The organism is Granulicella aggregans (assembly GCF_025685565.1).
GTDB classification, from domain to species: Bacteria; Acidobacteriota; Terriglobia; order Terriglobales; family Acidobacteriaceae; genus Edaphobacter; species Edaphobacter aggregans_B.
In genome coordinates this window covers 639660-655516 of the sequence record NZ_JAGSYE010000002.1, presented here as the reverse complement: position 1 = coordinate 655516, position 15857 = coordinate 639660, and the positions used below count along the sequence as shown (strand labels likewise).

Genomic DNA, 15857 nt, shown 5'->3' with positions numbered 1-15857 from the left:
ATCCGCCTTCTCGAAAGCGAATCCGTCCTCATGCAATTTTGCACGACATTCATCTCGAAGGCTGAAAATCGGAGGCTTATGACATTCTCCTGGCGACTCTGTGGAGCGATGGCCCTGCTGGCGATCGCCTCCAGCCTCCGCTCCACTGCCTCTGCTCAAAAGATACCCGATGCCCCCAGCGCGGCATCTCCAGCAGACGCTCTGCCGGCGGAGAGTGCTCCGGTCACCGTCTTTCCCCACTCGAACACGTCGCGTTTCTTCGCCGCTGGCCAGACCAACATCATCTTTCAGGCCGATCCCGCGTTCCACTCGCCCTACCAGGGGGTAAACAGCTTTATCAATCGCGGAGAGTATAAGGTCTCGCTCATCGGGACTCTCTATCTCGGCATGCAGATCCGCAAGAATCCACGCACGGAGACCGACTTTCTGCTGGACTTCGAATCGGCCGGTGGCCGAGGACTTAGCGAGGCCCTCGGCATCGCCGGATTCACCAACCTGGATGTCGTCCGCAATCCCAACCTGGGCTCAAAGCCCTATCTCGCCCGCGTTCAGCTTCGCCAGACCATCGGCCTGACGAACAAGATGGTGGAGGCCGACCGTGGCGTCTTCAACCTCGCCACACTCGTTCCGGAGCGGCGATTCGAGATTCGTGCCGGCAAGATGAGCCTGCCCGACACGCTCGATATCAACTCCATCGGTACCGATAGCCACCTGCAGTTCATGAACTGGACGGTGGATAACAACGGAGCCTGGGACTATGCGGCGGACACGCGCGGCTATACCTACGGCGTGGTGACCGAGTACGACGACAAGCAATGGTCTGCCCGTTACGTTCTTGCGCTGATGCCGACCGTGGCGAACGGCATCGACCTTGACTGGGCCCTGCGCCGCGCGAGTGGGCAGAACGTCGAGTTCGAGTCGCGTCTTCCTTTTCTTCGAAGCAAGGGAGGCGAGGAGCGAAGGAGTGTCGTTCGCCTTCTGGGATATGCGAACCACGCCCATATGGGCCTCTATCGCGATGCGATCAACGCTTATCTGAACGGCACCGACGCCGTGCCGGACATCACCGCGCACGAGCGCGACAGCGAAGTGAAGTACGGCTTCGGACTGAACGCCGAGCAGGAGCTATCGAAGGACCTTCGCGTCTTTGGCAGGATTGGCTGGAACGAAGGCCAGCATGAGTCGTTTGCCTACACGGAGGTCGACCAGACCTTTGAGACCGGCGGCGACTTTGCCGGATCACGCTGGCATCGTCCCTTGGATAAGATCGGCCTCGCCTTCGTCACCAACGCGATCAAGCATGACCATCAGGAGTATCTGAAGCTCGGTGGCCACGGCTTCATCCTCGGTGACGGCAACCTGAGCTACGGCCGCGAGGATATCCTCGAGGGCTACTACAACCTTCACGCGTGGCGCGGTTTCTTCTATGCGTTTGATACGCAGTTCATCGATCACCCGGGCTACAACACGGCCCGTGGTCCTGTGATTGTCTTCAGCGTCCGCTCGCACATCGACTTCTAGAGGAATCGGGCAGAATAAGCTGGCGGGTCTCGATCTGTCGGCGCGGATGAATTATCTTGATCGCTGAAGATTATGACAACGACACAGGTATCCGGCAACGCGCGCCAGCTAACCCGCTTCGGATTTGTGAACTGTTATCTGGTGCGGGAAGAGGATGGCTTCACGCTGATCGATACGGGCATGCTGAGTAGTACGGCTGCGCTGATCATCGCGGAAGCTGCACGCCTTAACGCGCCGATTCGCCGCATCCTGCTGACGCATGCCCATACCGATCATGTGGGTTCTGTGGATGCTCTGCTCGCGAAACTTGGATCTGACAGGACAGAGCTGATCTCGAACGAGCGGAGCCTGCCGATCCTGCGAACCCCACCTGATCTCTCCATGCGACCGGGCGAGGCTCCGGGCAAGATCAAAGGTGGAACTCCGGGCATCCGTTCTAAGCCGACCCGGCTCCTGAGCGAAGGAGACAAGGTGGGCTCGCTCCGGTGTATCGACACGCCCGGTCACATCCCCGGACATATGTCGTTTCTCGATGAGCGCGACGGCACGCTTTACGCCGGCGACGCGCTGGTGGCTATGGGTGAGCTGAATGTAAGCAATCACGCGCCGTGGTTCTTCCCCTTTCCAAAGTTCGTTACATGGAACGCCGAAGTCGCGGTGGCAAGCGCGGAGAAGCTGCTTGCCTATCCCATTGAGAGATTCGCCTGCGGTCATGGGCCGGTGCGTCAGGGTGGCATCCCGGCGCTGCGTCAGGCCATCGCGAAGGTGAAAGCTTAACCATTGGCTGCGAAGTGGATGACGAAGCGTTTGTTATGCTGGCTTATCAAGCGCAGGTTGGCTTTCTGGAGAGTTTCGAATGTCTGAAGAAGTAGTTGTGAGTGCGGCTGAGACGCCGGTGCCGTCGGTCAAGATCACGGTTCGTCCGAACGGCCCATTCCGGGTGGAAGGTCTTATCGAGCTTGTGGACGTGAACGGGAATGTGTGGGACCTGACGGGCAAACCGGCGATCTCGCTCTGCCGCTGCGGACTCTCGTCCAAGCGCCCGTTCTGCGATGGAACCCATGGTCGCGAGGGCTGGAAGTGCGACGCGAGTCCAATTCCCGTCGAGCCGGTAGCGCTGGGTTAGATCCCTGGAAATCAGCAAGTGAAGCGGCTTCTGTTTGTCTGCGCGAGGAATCGTCTTCGTTCGCCGACGGCAGAGGCCGTCTTCGCCGAGATTGACGGTATTGGGACCAGCTCCGCGGGCACGGCTCCAGACGCCGAGTACGTGATCGATCTGGGCATAGTCGAATGGGCGGATGCCATCTTCGTGATGGAAGCGCGACAGAAGAAATTCTTGCAAACCAGATTCGCTAACGCGCTGAAAGGGAAGACGGTCGTTTGCCTGGGCGTTCCGGACCGTTACACCTACATGCAACCGGAGCTGGTTGACCTGTTGAGACAGAAGATGGCCGCGTATCTTGGCCGCGCAGGAAGCAGTAAAAATTCGTGAGTTGAGGTGATCGTGAGCGTATTCCGCAGAGCAGTTCTCGCCATAGGAATTTCGATTTCTCTATCCGCTGCTTTGCCAGCGTTCGCTCAGGATGCCGCTGCAAAGCCGGAACATCACGATCACGAGTACACCCGGCAGGAAGAGATGATTCCTGTCCGCGATGGGGTAAAGCTTCATGTCGTCATCCTCCGTCCAGTCGGTTCCGAGAAGTCAGGCCCAGCATTGCCGTTTCTCATCCAGCGCACTCCCTACGGCGCGGAACACGCCACCTCCGAGCGGCTCAACATATCCAAGCCGGAGTTGGTGGCGAGCGGTTATATCTTCGTCCTCTGCGACATCCGCGGGAGATATGGCTCCGAAGGCACCTTTGTGATGAACCGGCCCATCGTCGCGCATCACTCCAAGCAGGACGTCGACGAGACCACCGACACCCGCGACACCATCGACTGGCTGCTGAAGCATGTGCCCAATAACTCCGGCAAGGTGGGCGTTTTGGGCGTCTCCTATCCTGGCTTCCTTGCGATGATGGCGGGCATCGACGCCCATCCGGCGGTGAAGGCGATCTCTCCCCAGGCGCCTATGACCAATGTCTGGAAGGGTGACGACTTCTTCCACAACGGAGCCTTCCGCGAGACCTACGGCTTCGACTACGTGCAACAACTGGAAGCGCAGAAGACCGACGTTCCGGCCGACTCCAAAGAGGACCAGTACAACTTTTTTCTCGAACATGGGAACTTTGCCGGAGCGGCGGAGTCGGCGAAGATAAGCAATCTGCCCACCGCGAAGATCTTCCTGACGCAGCCCGCCTATACGAAGTTCTGGCAGGACATGGCCGTCGAATCGCACCTCACCAAGGTCGAAGTCCCCACACTTGAAGTCGGCGGGTGGTGGGACCAGGAAGATATGTGGGGCACGCAGGCGGAGTACGCCGCGCTGAAGCCGCACGACAAGAAGGGCGAGGTCTTCATGGTTCTCGGCCCGTGGAACCATGGAGGGTGGGGCGGCCCGGGCAAGAACCTGGGAGCGATAGACTTCGGCCAGCCCACCGGCGAAGAGTATCGCAAGACCATGGAATTTCCGTTCTTCGAGAAGTATTTGAAAGGCCAGAGCGGCTTTGATCTCAAGGGTGTCGCCAGCTTTCGCACCGGCGTCAACCAGTGGGAGCGCTACGATGTCTGGCCACCCGTAAGCGGCTTCAAGGGCGAGAAGCTGTACCTTGGCGCCGAGCATGCGCTTGGATTCGCCGCTCCGACGGGCGATTACAACACCGTCGCCGCCGCCTACGTCGCTGACCCCGCTGACCCTATTCCGTTTCGTATGAGGCCGGTCGAATCGACCTACGGCACCGGCTCACGCTGGCGCCCGTGGCTGGTCGAAGATCAGCGCTTCGTCAGCAGCCGCAAGGACCTGGCGAACTTCACCACGCCTGTGCTCGACCACGATGTAACCGTCACGGGCGACGTCGTAGCCGACCTCTTTGCCGCAACCACCGGCACCGATGCCGACTGGGTCGTCAAGCTCATCGACGTCTACCCAGACGACGCTCCCGCTCCAATGAACGGCTACCAGTTGATGATCGTCGATGAGATCTTCCGTGGCCGCTACCTCAAGAGTTTCGAGCATCCCGAGGCCATCAAGCCCAGCGAGGTGAACGAGTACAAGTGGAGCCTCCATGGCGCGGACCACACCTTCCTGAAGGGCCACAAGATCATGGTCGAGGTCCAGTCGAGCTGGTTCCCGCTCTACGACCGCAACCCACAGACTTTTGTTCCCAACATCATGACCGCTCCGCCCGAAGCGTACAAAGCGCAGACTATGTCGATCTACGGCTCGCCGAAGTATCCCTCTCACCTGGAGTTTCTGAGCCCCAATTAATCGCGCTGCAACTCTTGAGGTAGAAGAGTTTTGTGACGCTCTTGCTAAGCTGAAGTGAGGACAGAGCAGGAGTAGATCCTCCGCTTATGGCGAAGGATGACAAGGTTTTGGGGTGGATTACCTATGTCGATCAAGACGATCAGCACGCGAGAGGTCTACCGGAATCCCTGGACGAGCGTTCGCGAAGATGTGATCGAGCGGGCGAACGGCGAGCGTGGGATCTACGGCGTGATCGATAAGGATCCTGCGTGCATCGTCATCCCGCTTGAGGTCACTGCGGAAGGTAGCTTCCTCTACCTCATCGAACAGTTCCGCTATACCGTCCTTGCAAACCATCTGGAGTTCCCCCAAGGCGGGTGGGAGACAGCCGATGTCGATCCCGAAGAACTCGCTCGGGGCGAACTGCGCGAAGAGACCGGCCTGACCGCCGGAAAGATGACTCACCTGACGACCTTCCAGATCGCCTATGGCGTGATGAATCAGAAGCAGGTCTGCTTTCTTGCGGAGGACCTGAAGCTAGGCGAGCCGGAGCCGGATGCGGAAGAGCACGATTTGACCGTTCATCGCGTTCCGGTTGAGCGGTTTGAAGCGATGATCCTTGATCGAACGATTGTCGACAACTGCACGGTGGCGGCATGGGGCATCTACAAGCTGTGGCGCGAACGCCACGCCTAGGGCGGATGTCGGTACGACCTATTCCACCAACACGCGCTGGATCTTGCTGCGGTACGTGCCACGCGTTAGCTTCAGCTCAATCTGGTAACGACCGGCACGCCGGGGATTGATGATCAGCGCCGGACGAAAACATACGACGCAGGTGCCCCCGGCGTGGCGCACGCTGGGATAGACGATCCCGTTTGAGCGCTCTTTGAGAAGCTGCCTCGCAAATGCCTGTGGACGCTCATAGCACTCGGGAACCGGCGCTGGCTCCAGGCATTCCGCATAGGCCTCGACGGGCTCAAGCGCGTGAAAGCCCGTGTTGAAGTCCGCCTGCCAGTCGTCATACTCCGACAACTCAACGTCAGGCCGCTGCTCGGGAAGCTCAGGGACGACCATCTCCGCCAGGTGTTCACCGCGATGCCAGATCACCTCTGCGAACGAGGTCTCCAACTTGATCGCAGCGTACCACGCTCCGCGGGTGACGTCGTTGAAGCGGCTGCCAAAGGGGCTGGGATGCAGATAAGCCGCTCGTACAATGTGCGCGTTGGGGATGCCGTAGACAAGCTCATAGGGGGTTATGCCTGAGATGCCATGATGCTCGCCCTGAATGCGATCGTTCGTGGCACCGTCCAGCAGCATCATGTCGGCAAGCATCGCTTCGTCGTCAGCCACATCCGCAAGCACCGTTCCACCCTCACTGAACTTCGAGGGAATCAGGCGATGCAGACCGCGGCGACGGAAGGCTTGCAGCGGCGGAGTCACTGCGATCTTAGTGTCCGCCACGCCACGAGTCCAGCATGCGGCGAACTTCCACCATGCCTGGTTGGCCATGGCGCAGCATGTACTCGATCGGCGCGCGTCCGGCAAACAACGGCCCACGATTTTCGAGCGTCATCCAGCGATCCGACCACGGCTTGCTGAAGTAGATGTTCAGCGCTTTGTAGACGCCGATCACCAGAGAGATCCGCGTTAAAGTATCCTGATCGAGCTTCTTACTGCCGGGATTCGATCTCCAGGCATGGAAAGTGGATGAAGCAACTCCGCCGAGCAGACCGCGCGACTGCGTCTCATTCAACTCCCACTTTGCGGCAATGTTCAGAAATGCCTTCAGCGCGCTGGCGCTCAGCCTGGCCCGTTCACGCTCGTCCGCGAGGTTCGCCGCGTGTTCGAACGGATAGCCGGTGACGCTGGGAGCGAGTTGTTCAACGAGCAGGGCGGCTGGCAACAAGCACCTCGATTCCGTGATTTATTATCACCGAAATCGAGATCTAGGTGCAAGATTGTTTTTCCGGATTGAGGCGCGAACTATCTCTTTCCGAACACATCGCCCATCCGCCGGATCTGGGCCCCGACTCCACGCAGCTTCTCTTCCATGCGCTCGTAGCCGCGGTCCATGTGATAAACGCGGTCGAGAATGCTCTCCCCGTCGGCGACCAGCGCTGCCAGAACGAGTGCCGCAGAGGCCCGCAGGTCAGAGCACATCACGGCTGCGGACTGCAGCGGCGTGCGACCACGCACCGTTGCCGTACGGCCGGAGACGCTGATGTTTGCGCCCATGCGGACGAGTTCGTTCACGTGCATGAACCGGTTCTCGAAGATGTTCTCGGTCACGATGGACGTGCCTTCCGCCTGGGTCGCCAGCGCCATGTATTGTGCCTGCATGTCGGTAGGGAAGCCGGGGTACTCTTCGGTTGAGATGTCGACCGCTTTCAGGCTTCCGACACCTTCGGAGCGCACACGGATGCTGTCGGTCCCAATGTCGAGACGGGCACCCGCTTGTTCGAGCTTGCCAATCAGAGATCCGAGGTGCGCGGGGTCACAGCAATCGACGTTCAGATCGCCGCCAGTGATTGCACCGGCTATCAGGAATGTCCCCGCTTCAATGCGGTCGGGATTGATGCGGTAGCGTGCGCCATGCAGGCTGGAGACACCCTGGATCTTGATGGTCGACGTGCCAGCGCCTTCGATCTTCGCGCCCATGGCGATCAGCAACGCAGCGAGATCAGTGACTTCGGGTTCGCGGGCGCTGTTTTCCAGGATCGTCTCGCCCTCAGCCAGCGTGGCCGCCATCAGGATGTCTTCCGTCCCGGTAACCGTGATCTTGTCGAAGACGATGTGCGTACCCTTCAGGCGATCAGCCTTTGCCTCCAGGTAGCCGTGGTCGTAGGTGATGGTCGCGCCCATCTGTTCGAGCGCTTTGATGTGCAAATCGATGGGCCGGCCGCCGATGGCGCAGCCTCCCGGCATCGCGACGCGGGCTATGCCAGTGCGCGCGATGAGCGGACCGAGCACCAGCGAACTCGCGCGCATGGTCTTCACGATCTCGTACTTGGCAACGGGGTCAGAAAGAATGCCGCACTTGATCGACGTCCGGTGCTGGGCGCGGCCATAGCCGAGCTCGACTTCCGCGCCCATTGACTCAAGCAGCTTGCGTTCGGTCTCGATGTCGCGGACCTGGGGAATGTTTTCGAGGATGACCTCGTCGGCGGTGAGGATGGCGGCGGCCATGCAGGGAAGCGCGGAGTTCTTCGCGCCGGAGATCTTGACGGTGCCGAGAAGCGGGTTGCCGCCGCGTACTACAAACTTGTCCATCCCCTTAGTTTAGGGGGATTCGGAGTGGAAATGGGTGGCGGGGGTGGTTCGGGCCGATGCTATAGGACGGATGTATCGACCAGGCGGAGCTCAGGAAAGTCGTGTGTAAATCTGTTGGTGTCTAGAGTCATCAACTGGTCTGCATGAACGAGCGCATGGGCTCCTACCAGAAAGTCCGCAAGGAGACGCCGCGGAGCCTCGCGGATAGATTTCCGGCGGCGGGCTGCATATTGGGAGTACCGAAGGCCCGCTTCGATCCAGACGGACTTGTCCAGATGGAAATCGACTTCTATTGCGGTGTCAGTCATAAATTCGCCCATAATGTCCTGGGTCGCATGTGGATGGGCGAACAGCTCCGCAAAGACGATCGGCGCGATGGCGAGCGTTCCGGTATTCCTGAGGACCTGAAGCTGGTTTGAAAGGTTGGAGGCGCCGGGTTCTCCCGACCAGATGGCGGAGAGAATGTTTGTATCGAGTGATGTTCTCACTCATATTCCCCATCTGGATCGCGCATCTCTCGCACCCAGGCATTGATCTCGTCGACGTTTTTGAATCCTGGGAGACGGCCGATCCATTTGTCGAAAGGGTTTTCTGATGGTTGTACGCGACGCAGGATCGTCTTCCCGTCTTCGACGACGAACTCGACGCGGTCACCCTGCTTGACTCCAAGTCGCCGGCGGACTTCGATGGGCACGGTGATCTGACCTTTACTGCTGATCGTGCTTGAAGCGGCCATCTTTACCTCTATAACTCAAGGTAAAGAATAGCAGGTTGGTCTGGCGAACCGATGAATCAGAGGATACAGTGGTGGCATGATCGGACGACCGGAGACGCATGAGGCATCGGAGTTTCACTGGAACTACATCAACGAGGTAGAGGGAGACGATCCTCTGGCGGCTCTTCTGAATCAGTTGCCGCAGTTTGACGAACTCCTCGGCGATTTATCGGAGGAGAAGTCGCTGCACCGCTACGCTACCGGCAAATGGAGCATTCGCGAGGCCATGAGCCACATCACGGACACAGAGCGCATCTTCGCCGGGCGAGCGTTATGGTTCGCTCGCGGTCTGGGCGATCCTTTACCCGGCTTCGATCAGGACGTGGCGGTCGCAGGGGCCGAAGCGGACAGGGTAAGGCTTGCCGATCACCTTGAAGAGTTCCGCCAGGTCCGGCTTTCAACTCTGACACTGTATAGACATCTGCCGCCGACCGCCTGGATGCGCACAGGCACGGCGAACGGGAAGACCTTCACCGTTCGCGCGATGGCTTTTCTTCTCGCCGGGCACGCCGAGCACCACCTCACGCTCTTCCGCGAGAAATACCTCGTCTGAGTGCCAATCCTGATTTGGTTCGGAAAGCGGAGATCCCCGCTTGAGGGCGGGGATCTCCTTGATTCATTTGACCGGAAGGATCAGATTTCGAGCTTGGAGTCTTCAATCGCGAGACGGACGTTGCCGTCCGACTTGGTCAGGCGCCGAACTGCTTCCATCTTGTCGACATTGGCCTTCAACATGACGACCGCGATCGGAATCGACTTTCCGGCGGACTTGATGGTGCGGATAGCGGTATCGCGGTCAATCTCGCAGACGGTCATCAGCACGCGGATGCCACGCTCGACCAGCTTGGCGTTCTTCATGTGCACGTTCACCATCAGGTTGTCGTAGACGTAACCCAGGCGGGTCATCGCTCCCGTTGTGATCATGTTCAGAATCATCTTCTGGGCTGTGGAGGCCTTCATGCGGGTCGATCCGGAGACGACCTCCGGGCCTACTTCGGCGACGATGGTGGTGTCGGCCACTTCGGCCAGGGGAGTGTGCAGGTTGCAGACGACGGCAGCGGTCTTGGCTCCGCGTGCGCGTGCATATTCAACGGCACCAACAACATACGGGGTGCGGCCGCTGGCGGAGACGCCGATGACGATGTCTTTCCGCGTGGGACGGCGGCGAGCAATGTCACGTTGGCCGATCTCGGGCGAATCTTCATTTACGTCGGACGCCGAGGCTAGCGCCTTCGGGCCGCCGGCCATGATGTACTGGACCTGCTGCGGGGTCGTCGAATACGTTGGCGGGCACTCCGAGGCATCGAGAGCGGAGATCCGTCCGCTTGAACCGGCCCCGACATAGATCAGGCGACCGCCATCGCGAAGCGCGCGGGCCACGGTGTCGATGACCACTGCAATTTCGGGAAGCGCCTTCTTGATTGCTGCGGCTACCTTGGCGTCTTCGTGGTTGATGATGCGGGCGATCTCGAGAGCGGACTTCTTATCAAACCCTTCCGAGGCCGCGTTCGCTGTCTCGGTCGTAATCAATGCCGGATCAGACACGTGATTTGTACCAGCCTTCTGAACGATGGGGAGGTCGGGTAGTGTGAGAGTGGCCATAGTTGTATGCGATCCTGTGTCATTCTACTGCTAACTTTGATGTTGTCCATAGGGAATGATGCTGTACGGATATCGCCGCTGATTCGCTCTTTGAATCGCATGTCGTTATGTTGTTGACGACATTACCGGGTTCAGGGCTCGTCGGCCAGGCACGGGAGCGCCACGTCGGTTCAGGCCAAGCGACGAGTTCCATCCCGTAACGGAGAGGCGGCAGCGTGGCCGACCATCAACTTTCCTCGTAGTCTAGTCGACCGGCTATTTTGCACACTCCATCTTTTGGGTGAGATCGCGAACGCAGGGGACACGAAAACGCATTTTCACGGTGAGATAAAGACTAAGAGAAGATGCGGCGAGTTTGCGAGCCACGATCCCAGTATTCACTCCTAACTCGGGGTGGAGGACTCACCTCGGCTGGTTCTTTTCGCCGCTCCCGTTCCCACAGTTGGGCTCCTGGAAGTTGCGAGTGTAGATTGGTAGAAGGGAAGATAGGTTCGGTTGGCCCTTTTGGCGGCTGCATCCCAGGCAGGAGCGAACACCGAAGTGTCTCAGGACGTGCAACCACAGCTACCACCGGCGAGGACGACAGTCAGCGTGCCCGGCCCGGGGCCAGAGGCATCGCTCGAATCGCTGTCCGCTGAGCCCTCCAGGGAGCCTCAAGCTTCATTGCCCCCCGCGCTGCGTCCCTGGACCTCCTCCTGGGCACGGGACGTTCTGGTCTCCATCATCGTGTCGGCGTTCATTATTGTCTTCCTATACCAGCCTGTCCGCGTCGAAGGCACCAGCATGCTGCCCATGCTGCAGGATCAGGACAGGCTCTTCATCAACAAGATCGCTTATCGGGTCGGCGATATCCATCACGGTGATGTGGTCGTCTTCCTCTATCCCCACGACCACTCGAAGAGCTATATCAAGCGGGTCATTGCTGTGGGAGGCGACCGACTGAAGATCGACCACGGGCAGGTCTTCGTAAACGGCGTGCCCCTTAAAGAGGGCTACGTTCCCATCCGCTATGAGGATGAGCGTTCACAGCCGGAGACGATCATCCCGCCCCATGACTATTGGGTGATGGGCGACCATCGCTCGATCTCCAGCGACAGCCGGGACTTCGGCCCGGTCGCGCGGGAGCTTATCTACGGGAAAGCAGCCTTCGTCTATTGGCCGGTGGATCAGATAGGCGTAGTCCGCTAGAGCTCTGCCCACAGTGCAACTAGCACTTCGAACGGCTGGCGGCATGTGCCACCGGCAGTGCATTTTGAATGATCGCGGCGAAGGTATGCGGGTTCAGGCTCGCTCCCCCCACCAGGGCGCCGTCGATCTCCGGCTGCTCCATAATGCCGGCGATATTCTCCGGCTTCACGCTTCCTCCGTAGATAATCCGCATCCTCTCCGCACACTGTTCTCCCAGCCGGGCGGCGACCTCCCGGCGAATGATCCGGTGCGCCTCGGAGACCTGGTCCGGCTTGGCCACCGATCCGGTGCCGATGGCCCAGACGGGCTCGTATGCGATGACGATCGGCTCGGCCTCTTCGGGCTTGATGCTGTTCAGTGCGCAACTGATCTGCCAGCGCAAAACGGCTTCGGTCAGGCCCGACTCTCGCTTGTCATGGGTCTCTCCCACGCACACCATGGGAATGAGACCCTGGGCTAGCGCTGCCCGCAGCTTCCAGTTCACCATGTCGTCCGTTTCGTGCGCGTAGATGCGGCGTTCGGAGTGGCCCAGCAACACATGGTCGCAGTTGATGCTGGCAAGCATGGTCGGCGAAGTCTGGCCCGTGTAGGGACCCTCGTTCAGCCAATGCATCGTCTGAGCTCCAGCCGAGACGTTTGTGCCCTGGACGGCCCCGATCACAGACGCCAGCGAGGACATCGTCGGATAGATCGCGATGTCGATGTCGTCGATGTTGCAGACCAGGGGGAGAAATTCGTGCAGGAAGGCGACCGACTCGGCGGGCGTCTTGTACATCTTCCAGTTCGCGGCAATCAGTGGCTTACGCATCAGCGACTTAGTATCCCACTTTGAGCACGCGGAGGGAAGAGATAGGAGGGGAAAAGATTCGCTTCCGGCGGCCGAATCGAACTACCCTTCCGATCCCCGAAAGAGATATGCCATGCTCCGCAAGCGCGGATTCTTGAAGAATTTATGTGTCGAGTAGCGTTCCTCGCTATCCCTCGGTAGAGTGACCTTGGGCCACCGTTCCCAAAATTTCCAGGAGATCACTTTATGCCTCTTCCCAATGACGAAAAGCTCATCGCACTCAGTGAAGCCCTGATCGCAAAGTTCCAGGCGATCTTTGGCGCTTACCCCGGCATCCGTCCGGCCCATGCTAAAGGCATCCTTCTGAAGGGCGAGTTCACCCCGGCGCCGGGTGCCTCTGCGCTCAGCCGCGCTCCCCACTTCGCCAATCCTTCCACTCCCGTCACGGTCCGCTTCTCGAACTCCACCGGCGTTCCTGTCATCCCGGACAACGATCCCAACGCGAACCCGCGCGGTATTGCCGTCCGCTTCCACCTCGGCGAACGAGTTCACACCGACATCATCGCCCACTCCACAGACGGTTTCCCGACCCATACCGGCGAAGAGTTCCTGGAATTTCTGACCGCGATTGCAAGCAGTGCTCCCGGTGCGCCTTCGCCCACTCCGGTGGAAGCCTTCGTCGGGTCGCATCCCGCCGCACTCGCCTTCGTGCAGACGCCCAAGCCCGCCCCGGTCAGCTTCGCGACGGAAGGCTATTTCGGCGTCACCGCGATGGAGTTCCTCAACGCAGAGGGAGGTTCACAGTTCATCCGCTACCAGATCTCTCCCGAGGCTGGTCTCGATCACCTCGACGACGAGGCGACCAAGGCGAAGGAGCCGAATTACCTTTTCGACGAGATCGCGGCTCGCGTGAAGTCCGCCCCGGTTGTCTTCAAGGTGAAGGCGCAGCTAGCCGGAGTGGGCGAAGTTGTCGACAATGCGACGATTCATTGGGCAGCCGACAGCAAGATCGCCGACCTCGGCACCATCACACTGACCTCGCTGGTGGAAGAGGATGCCGCGGAGCAGAAGCACACCATCTTCGACCCGATCCCGCGCGTCGACGGCATCGAGCCTTCGAACGATCCGCTGCTGGAGCTTCGTGCCGCGATCTACCTCATCAGCGGACGCAGACGGCGCAGCGCTTAGTCCTATCCTTGTTTGTGGCAGCGAGGCGGTAGCTCTGTCTTTTCGAAGAAGCTGCCCCTCGGCCAGACAAGGCCGACTTGAACTCCGCGTTTCTGCAACTCGTCTGGATCGCAACCTGAACGCAAGGCCCACAACCTCCAACTTGGGACAGCAAGCGACCACCATAACCAGGCCAATGAAATCGAAGCTATGAACCCAGGTAGTATCCACCAACCATGGGCGAACCGAGTGGTGACAATCCCGCCCGACGCAATAATTATCGAGACCGGCAGATTGACGGTCAGTTGCCCTCTGCGAATCGCCGCTTTGACTGAAACTGTTTGTTGGTTCATTGGGCGCGGATAATCTCCCGCACGAGCGGGTTCAATTCAGGTGGCTCCGGAGCGATGTGGTAGGTCGCCCGGAGCATCGCCTCCGGCTCATCTAACAACGCAGCATCTTCTGCGAACAAGGTCAGCAGCGGCTGGCCTTCCTCGACCTTCGTCCCAAGCTTGGCGTGAACTTCAAGCCCGGCGTGCGCGCTCACCGGGTCGCCCGGCTTCGCACGTCCCGCACCGAGTCGCTGCACTGCCCATCCCACCTCGCGGCAGTCCAATGAGTGCAGGTAGCCCGAAGCGCCAGCCGTCAGCACGCGTCTCGCCGAAGGTTTGTGGTGCGCAGCGGGATCGTCAAAAACGCGAACATCGCCGCCCTGCAATGCGGTCATCTCCAGCCATGCCTTGTAAGCCGCCCCAGTCGTCAGCATCTCATCGGAGAGCTTCGCGCCGGCCTCCGGCGAGTCAGCCTTGCCGCCGAGGTAGAGCATCCATCCCGAAAGGATGTTCGATAACTCGATCAGGTCCGCCGACATCGGATGCCGGACGTTCTTCAAAATGTCGACGCACTCCCAAACCTCGACCCAGTTACCGGAGAACCGTCCAAGCGGCTCATCCATCGCCGTTAGCAGAGCGACTGTCTTCGTTCCCGCAAGCTCTCCCGTCTCGACCATCAACGATGCGAGATGCTTTGCGTCTTCGTACTTCGACATGAACGCGCCGCTGCCTGTCTTCACGTCGAGCACCAACCCGTTGATGCCCTCGGCTAGCTTCTTGCTCATAATGCTCGCGCAGATCAGATTCGGCGACTCCACCGTCCCGGTGTGGTCGCGGAGGCCATAAAGGATGCGATCCGCCGGAACCAGCCTTGGCGTCTGTCCGGCCATGAAGAAGCCGCAGCGTGAGATGACGTCGGCGAACTCCGCCATCGAGAGCTGCGTGCGGAAGCCAGGAATGGTCTCGAGCTTATCGAGCGTTCCACCCGTGTGACCCAGCGACCGGCCGCTGATCATAGGCACCTTCAGTCCGGCGGCTGCCACGATAGGCGCGATCAGCAGGGAAGTCTTGTCTCCCACGCCTCCGGTCGAGTGCTTATCGATGCAGAAGCTGTTCAGAAACGCCGAATCGAACGTCTCGCCGGAGTAGCGCATCGCCGTCGTCAGCGTGGCCAGCTCGCGCGCATTCAGACCGCGCTGCCACACCGCCATCAGCCACGCGGCAATCTGCGCGTCGGTAGCCGTGTGTTCGACGACGGCGCGGATGAAATACTGAATCTCGGCATCGCTCAGCGCGAGGCCGTCGCGCTTGTGCAGGATCACGTCTACTGGATGAATCTGTAGGGTCTCGCTCATGCCTGCTCCAATCGGAAGGCTGCCGGAATCAGGTCAGTGAGCTTCGCCTCTGCTGCCGCGCCCTTCTCGGCCGGATAGAAGACCCATGTGTCTGGCGTAGAAAATTCAAGGATCGTCTGCCTGCACGCACCGCACGGCATGCTTGCCGCGCCATTCAGATTCGCCACCGCCACCGCGTGAATGCTGATCTTCGGCCCATACTTCCCAACCGCTGTGGCAATCGCCGACTGCTCCGCGCAGGTCGTTAAGCGGAACGATGCGTTCTCGACATTGCAGCCGGTCACAACATGCTGGTCCGCCGATTCGCCAGCGGTTATCAAAATGGCTGCGCCGACACGAAACCGGCTGTAGGGGGAGTGCGAGTGTTTGGCAACCGTCTTCGCCTGTTGGCGGAGATCGTCGATCGTAGCGGGGGCAAGACCGCTGGCGTGCAATGAATCAGACATACCGCCATCTTACTCAATCGTCGCGGGCCGAATGCGTTGACCGCACACACATAATCGCGAGGAAC

18 protein-coding genes are annotated in these 15857 nt (G+C 59.8%); 9 read left to right on the top strand and 9 right to left on the bottom strand.

Translation table 11 applies throughout. The annotated features are described in order from the left end of the window. Nucleotides 1-78 precede the first annotated feature (78 nt). The 6 genes from OHL18_RS12315 (at nucleotide 79) to OHL18_RS12290 (ending at nucleotide 5563) form a co-directional block, all read left to right on the top strand. On the top strand, nucleotides 79-1521 hold the full coding sequence (locus OHL18_RS12315; RefSeq protein ID WP_263375145.1) for a carbohydrate porin: 1443 nt from the start codon (nucleotides 79-81) through the stop codon (nucleotides 1519-1521). Between the two features lie 72 nt (nucleotides 1522-1593). Then, nucleotides 1594-2298 carry an MBL fold metallo-hydrolase gene (locus OHL18_RS12310; protein ID WP_263375144.1) on the top strand — a complete coding sequence of 235 codons (705 nt, stop codon included), beginning with the start codon at nucleotides 1594-1596 and terminating at the stop codon, nucleotides 2296-2298. A gap of 79 nt (nucleotides 2299-2377) precedes the next feature. Next, nucleotides 2378-2647, top strand: coding sequence for a CDGSH iron-sulfur domain-containing protein (locus OHL18_RS12305; protein ID WP_184219477.1), 270 nt, complete (start codon nucleotides 2378-2380; stop codon nucleotides 2645-2647). Nucleotides 2648-2665: 18 nt separating this feature from the next. Further along, entirely contained in the window at nucleotides 2666-3013 is a 348-nt protein-coding gene (locus OHL18_RS12300) for a low molecular weight protein tyrosine phosphatase family protein (RefSeq protein WP_263375143.1), read from the top strand. A gap of 12 nt (nucleotides 3014-3025) precedes the next feature. Beyond that, the gene (locus OHL18_RS12295) at nucleotides 3026-4888 is read left to right on the top strand and encodes a CocE/NonD family hydrolase (protein ID WP_263375142.1); all 1863 of its coding nucleotides are present in this window, start codon (nucleotides 3026-3028) and stop codon (nucleotides 4886-4888) included. 123 nt (nucleotides 4889-5011) lie between these two features. Further along, nucleotides 5012-5563, top strand: coding sequence for an NUDIX domain-containing protein (locus tag OHL18_RS12290; RefSeq protein WP_263375141.1), 552 nt, complete (start codon nucleotides 5012-5014; stop codon nucleotides 5561-5563). 18 nt (nucleotides 5564-5581) lie between these two features. On the opposite strand, the gene OHL18_RS12285 is transcribed toward OHL18_RS12290, so the two are convergent. From OHL18_RS12285 to OHL18_RS12265, 5 genes are all read right to left on the bottom strand, one after another. Continuing rightward, on the bottom strand, nucleotides 5582-6331 hold the full coding sequence (locus tag OHL18_RS12285; RefSeq protein ID WP_263375140.1) for an RES family NAD+ phosphorylase: 750 nt from the start codon (nucleotides 6329-6331) through the stop codon (nucleotides 5582-5584). Beyond that, nucleotides 6318-6773: an MbcA/ParS/Xre antitoxin family protein gene (locus OHL18_RS12280; RefSeq protein ID WP_263375139.1), complete on the bottom strand. Its 456-nt coding sequence runs from the start codon at nucleotides 6771-6773 to the stop codon at nucleotides 6318-6320. The genes OHL18_RS12285 and OHL18_RS12280 overlap by 14 nt, the downstream gene beginning before the upstream one ends. Before the next feature lie 80 nt (nucleotides 6774-6853). After that, nucleotides 6854-8140, bottom strand: a complete 1287-nt coding sequence (gene murA, locus OHL18_RS12275; protein WP_263375138.1) for a UDP-N-acetylglucosamine 1-carboxyvinyltransferase — start codon at nucleotides 8138-8140, stop codon at nucleotides 6854-6856. A gap of 59 nt (nucleotides 8141-8199) precedes the next feature. Further along, nucleotides 8200-8628 carry a type II toxin-antitoxin system VapC family toxin gene (locus OHL18_RS12270; RefSeq protein WP_263375137.1) on the bottom strand — a complete coding sequence of 143 codons (429 nt, stop codon included), beginning with the start codon at nucleotides 8626-8628 and terminating at the stop codon, nucleotides 8200-8202. Then, the gene (locus OHL18_RS12265; RefSeq protein ID WP_263375136.1) at nucleotides 8625-8876 is read right to left on the bottom strand and encodes an AbrB/MazE/SpoVT family DNA-binding domain-containing protein; all 252 of its coding nucleotides are present in this window, start codon (nucleotides 8874-8876) and stop codon (nucleotides 8625-8627) included. The genes OHL18_RS12270 and OHL18_RS12265 overlap by 4 nt, the downstream gene beginning before the upstream one ends. Before the next feature lie 76 nt (nucleotides 8877-8952). On the opposite strand from OHL18_RS12265, the gene OHL18_RS12260 reads away from it, so the two are divergent. Further along, nucleotides 8953-9468, top strand: coding sequence for a DinB family protein (locus tag OHL18_RS12260; protein WP_263375135.1), 516 nt, complete (start codon nucleotides 8953-8955; stop codon nucleotides 9466-9468). A gap of 80 nt (nucleotides 9469-9548) precedes the next feature. Here the strand turns inward: OHL18_RS12260 and murQ are convergent, their stop codons facing one another. Next, a complete protein-coding gene (gene murQ / locus OHL18_RS12255; protein ID WP_263375134.1) occupies nucleotides 9549-10517 on the bottom strand; it encodes an N-acetylmuramic acid 6-phosphate etherase in 969 nt (322 codons plus the stop codon). A 663-nt stretch (nucleotides 10518-11180) separates the two neighbouring features. On the opposite strand from murQ, the gene lepB reads away from it, so the two are divergent. Continuing rightward, the gene (gene lepB / locus OHL18_RS12250) at nucleotides 11181-11705 is read left to right on the top strand and encodes a signal peptidase I (protein ID WP_263375133.1); all 525 of its coding nucleotides are present in this window, start codon (nucleotides 11181-11183) and stop codon (nucleotides 11703-11705) included. A gap of 19 nt (nucleotides 11706-11724) precedes the next feature. On the opposite strand, the gene tpiA is transcribed toward lepB, so the two are convergent. After that, on the bottom strand, nucleotides 11725-12513 hold the full coding sequence (gene tpiA / locus OHL18_RS12245) for a triose-phosphate isomerase (RefSeq protein WP_263375132.1): 789 nt from the start codon (nucleotides 12511-12513) through the stop codon (nucleotides 11725-11727). A gap of 225 nt (nucleotides 12514-12738) precedes the next feature. Between tpiA and OHL18_RS12240 the strand changes: the two genes are divergently transcribed. Further along, on the top strand, nucleotides 12739-13680 hold the full coding sequence (locus tag OHL18_RS12240) for a catalase family peroxidase (RefSeq protein ID WP_263375131.1): 942 nt from the start codon (nucleotides 12739-12741) through the stop codon (nucleotides 13678-13680). Between the two features lie 328 nt (nucleotides 13681-14008). On the opposite strand, the gene OHL18_RS12235 is transcribed toward OHL18_RS12240, so the two are convergent. Then, nucleotides 14009-15346 carry a thymidine phosphorylase gene (locus OHL18_RS12235; RefSeq protein WP_263375130.1) on the bottom strand — a complete coding sequence of 446 codons (1338 nt, stop codon included), beginning with the start codon at nucleotides 15344-15346 and terminating at the stop codon, nucleotides 14009-14011. Beyond that, entirely contained in the window at nucleotides 15343-15792 is a 450-nt protein-coding gene (locus OHL18_RS12230) for a cytidine deaminase (protein ID WP_263375129.1), read from the bottom strand. Before OHL18_RS12230 ends, OHL18_RS12235 begins: the two co-directional genes overlap by 4 nt. Nucleotides 15793-15857: the final 65 nt, after the last annotated feature.

What these genes read in the sequence shown, in the direction of transcription:
- OHL18_RS12230 (WP_263375129.1), bottom strand. Translation starts at nt 15,792, where the DNA reads ATGTCTGATTCATTGCACGCCAGCGGTCTTGCCCCCGCTACGATCGAC.
- murQ (WP_263375134.1), bottom strand. Translation starts at nt 10,517, where the DNA reads ATGGCCACTCTCACACTACCCGACCTCCCCATCGTTCAGAAGGCTGGT.
- tpiA (WP_263375132.1), bottom strand. Translation starts at nt 12,513, where the DNA reads ATGCGTAAGCCACTGATTGCCGCGAACTGGAAGATGTACAAGACGCCC.
- OHL18_RS12235 (WP_263375130.1), bottom strand. Translation starts at nt 15,346, where the DNA reads ATGAGCGAGACCCTACAGATTCATCCAGTAGACGTGATCCTGCACAAG.
- OHL18_RS12265 (WP_263375136.1), bottom strand. Translation starts at nt 8,876, where the DNA reads ATGGCCGCTTCAAGCACGATCAGCAGTAAAGGTCAGATCACCGTGCCC.
- OHL18_RS12305 (WP_184219477.1), top strand. Translation starts at nt 2,378, where the DNA reads ATGTCTGAAGAAGTAGTTGTGAGTGCGGCTGAGACGCCGGTGCCGTCG.
- OHL18_RS12310 (WP_263375144.1), top strand. Translation starts at nt 1,594, where the DNA reads ATGACAACGACACAGGTATCCGGCAACGCGCGCCAGCTAACCCGCTTC.
- OHL18_RS12315 (WP_263375145.1), top strand. Translation starts at nt 79, where the DNA reads ATGACATTCTCCTGGCGACTCTGTGGAGCGATGGCCCTGCTGGCGATC.
- OHL18_RS12240 (WP_263375131.1), top strand. Translation starts at nt 12,739, where the DNA reads ATGCCTCTTCCCAATGACGAAAAGCTCATCGCACTCAGTGAAGCCCTG.
- OHL18_RS12260 (WP_263375135.1), top strand. Translation starts at nt 8,953, where the DNA reads ATGATCGGACGACCGGAGACGCATGAGGCATCGGAGTTTCACTGGAAC.
- OHL18_RS12290 (WP_263375141.1), top strand. Translation starts at nt 5,012, where the DNA reads ATGTCGATCAAGACGATCAGCACGCGAGAGGTCTACCGGAATCCCTGG.
- murA (WP_263375138.1), bottom strand. Translation starts at nt 8,140, where the DNA reads ATGGACAAGTTTGTAGTACGCGGCGGCAACCCGCTTCTCGGCACCGTC.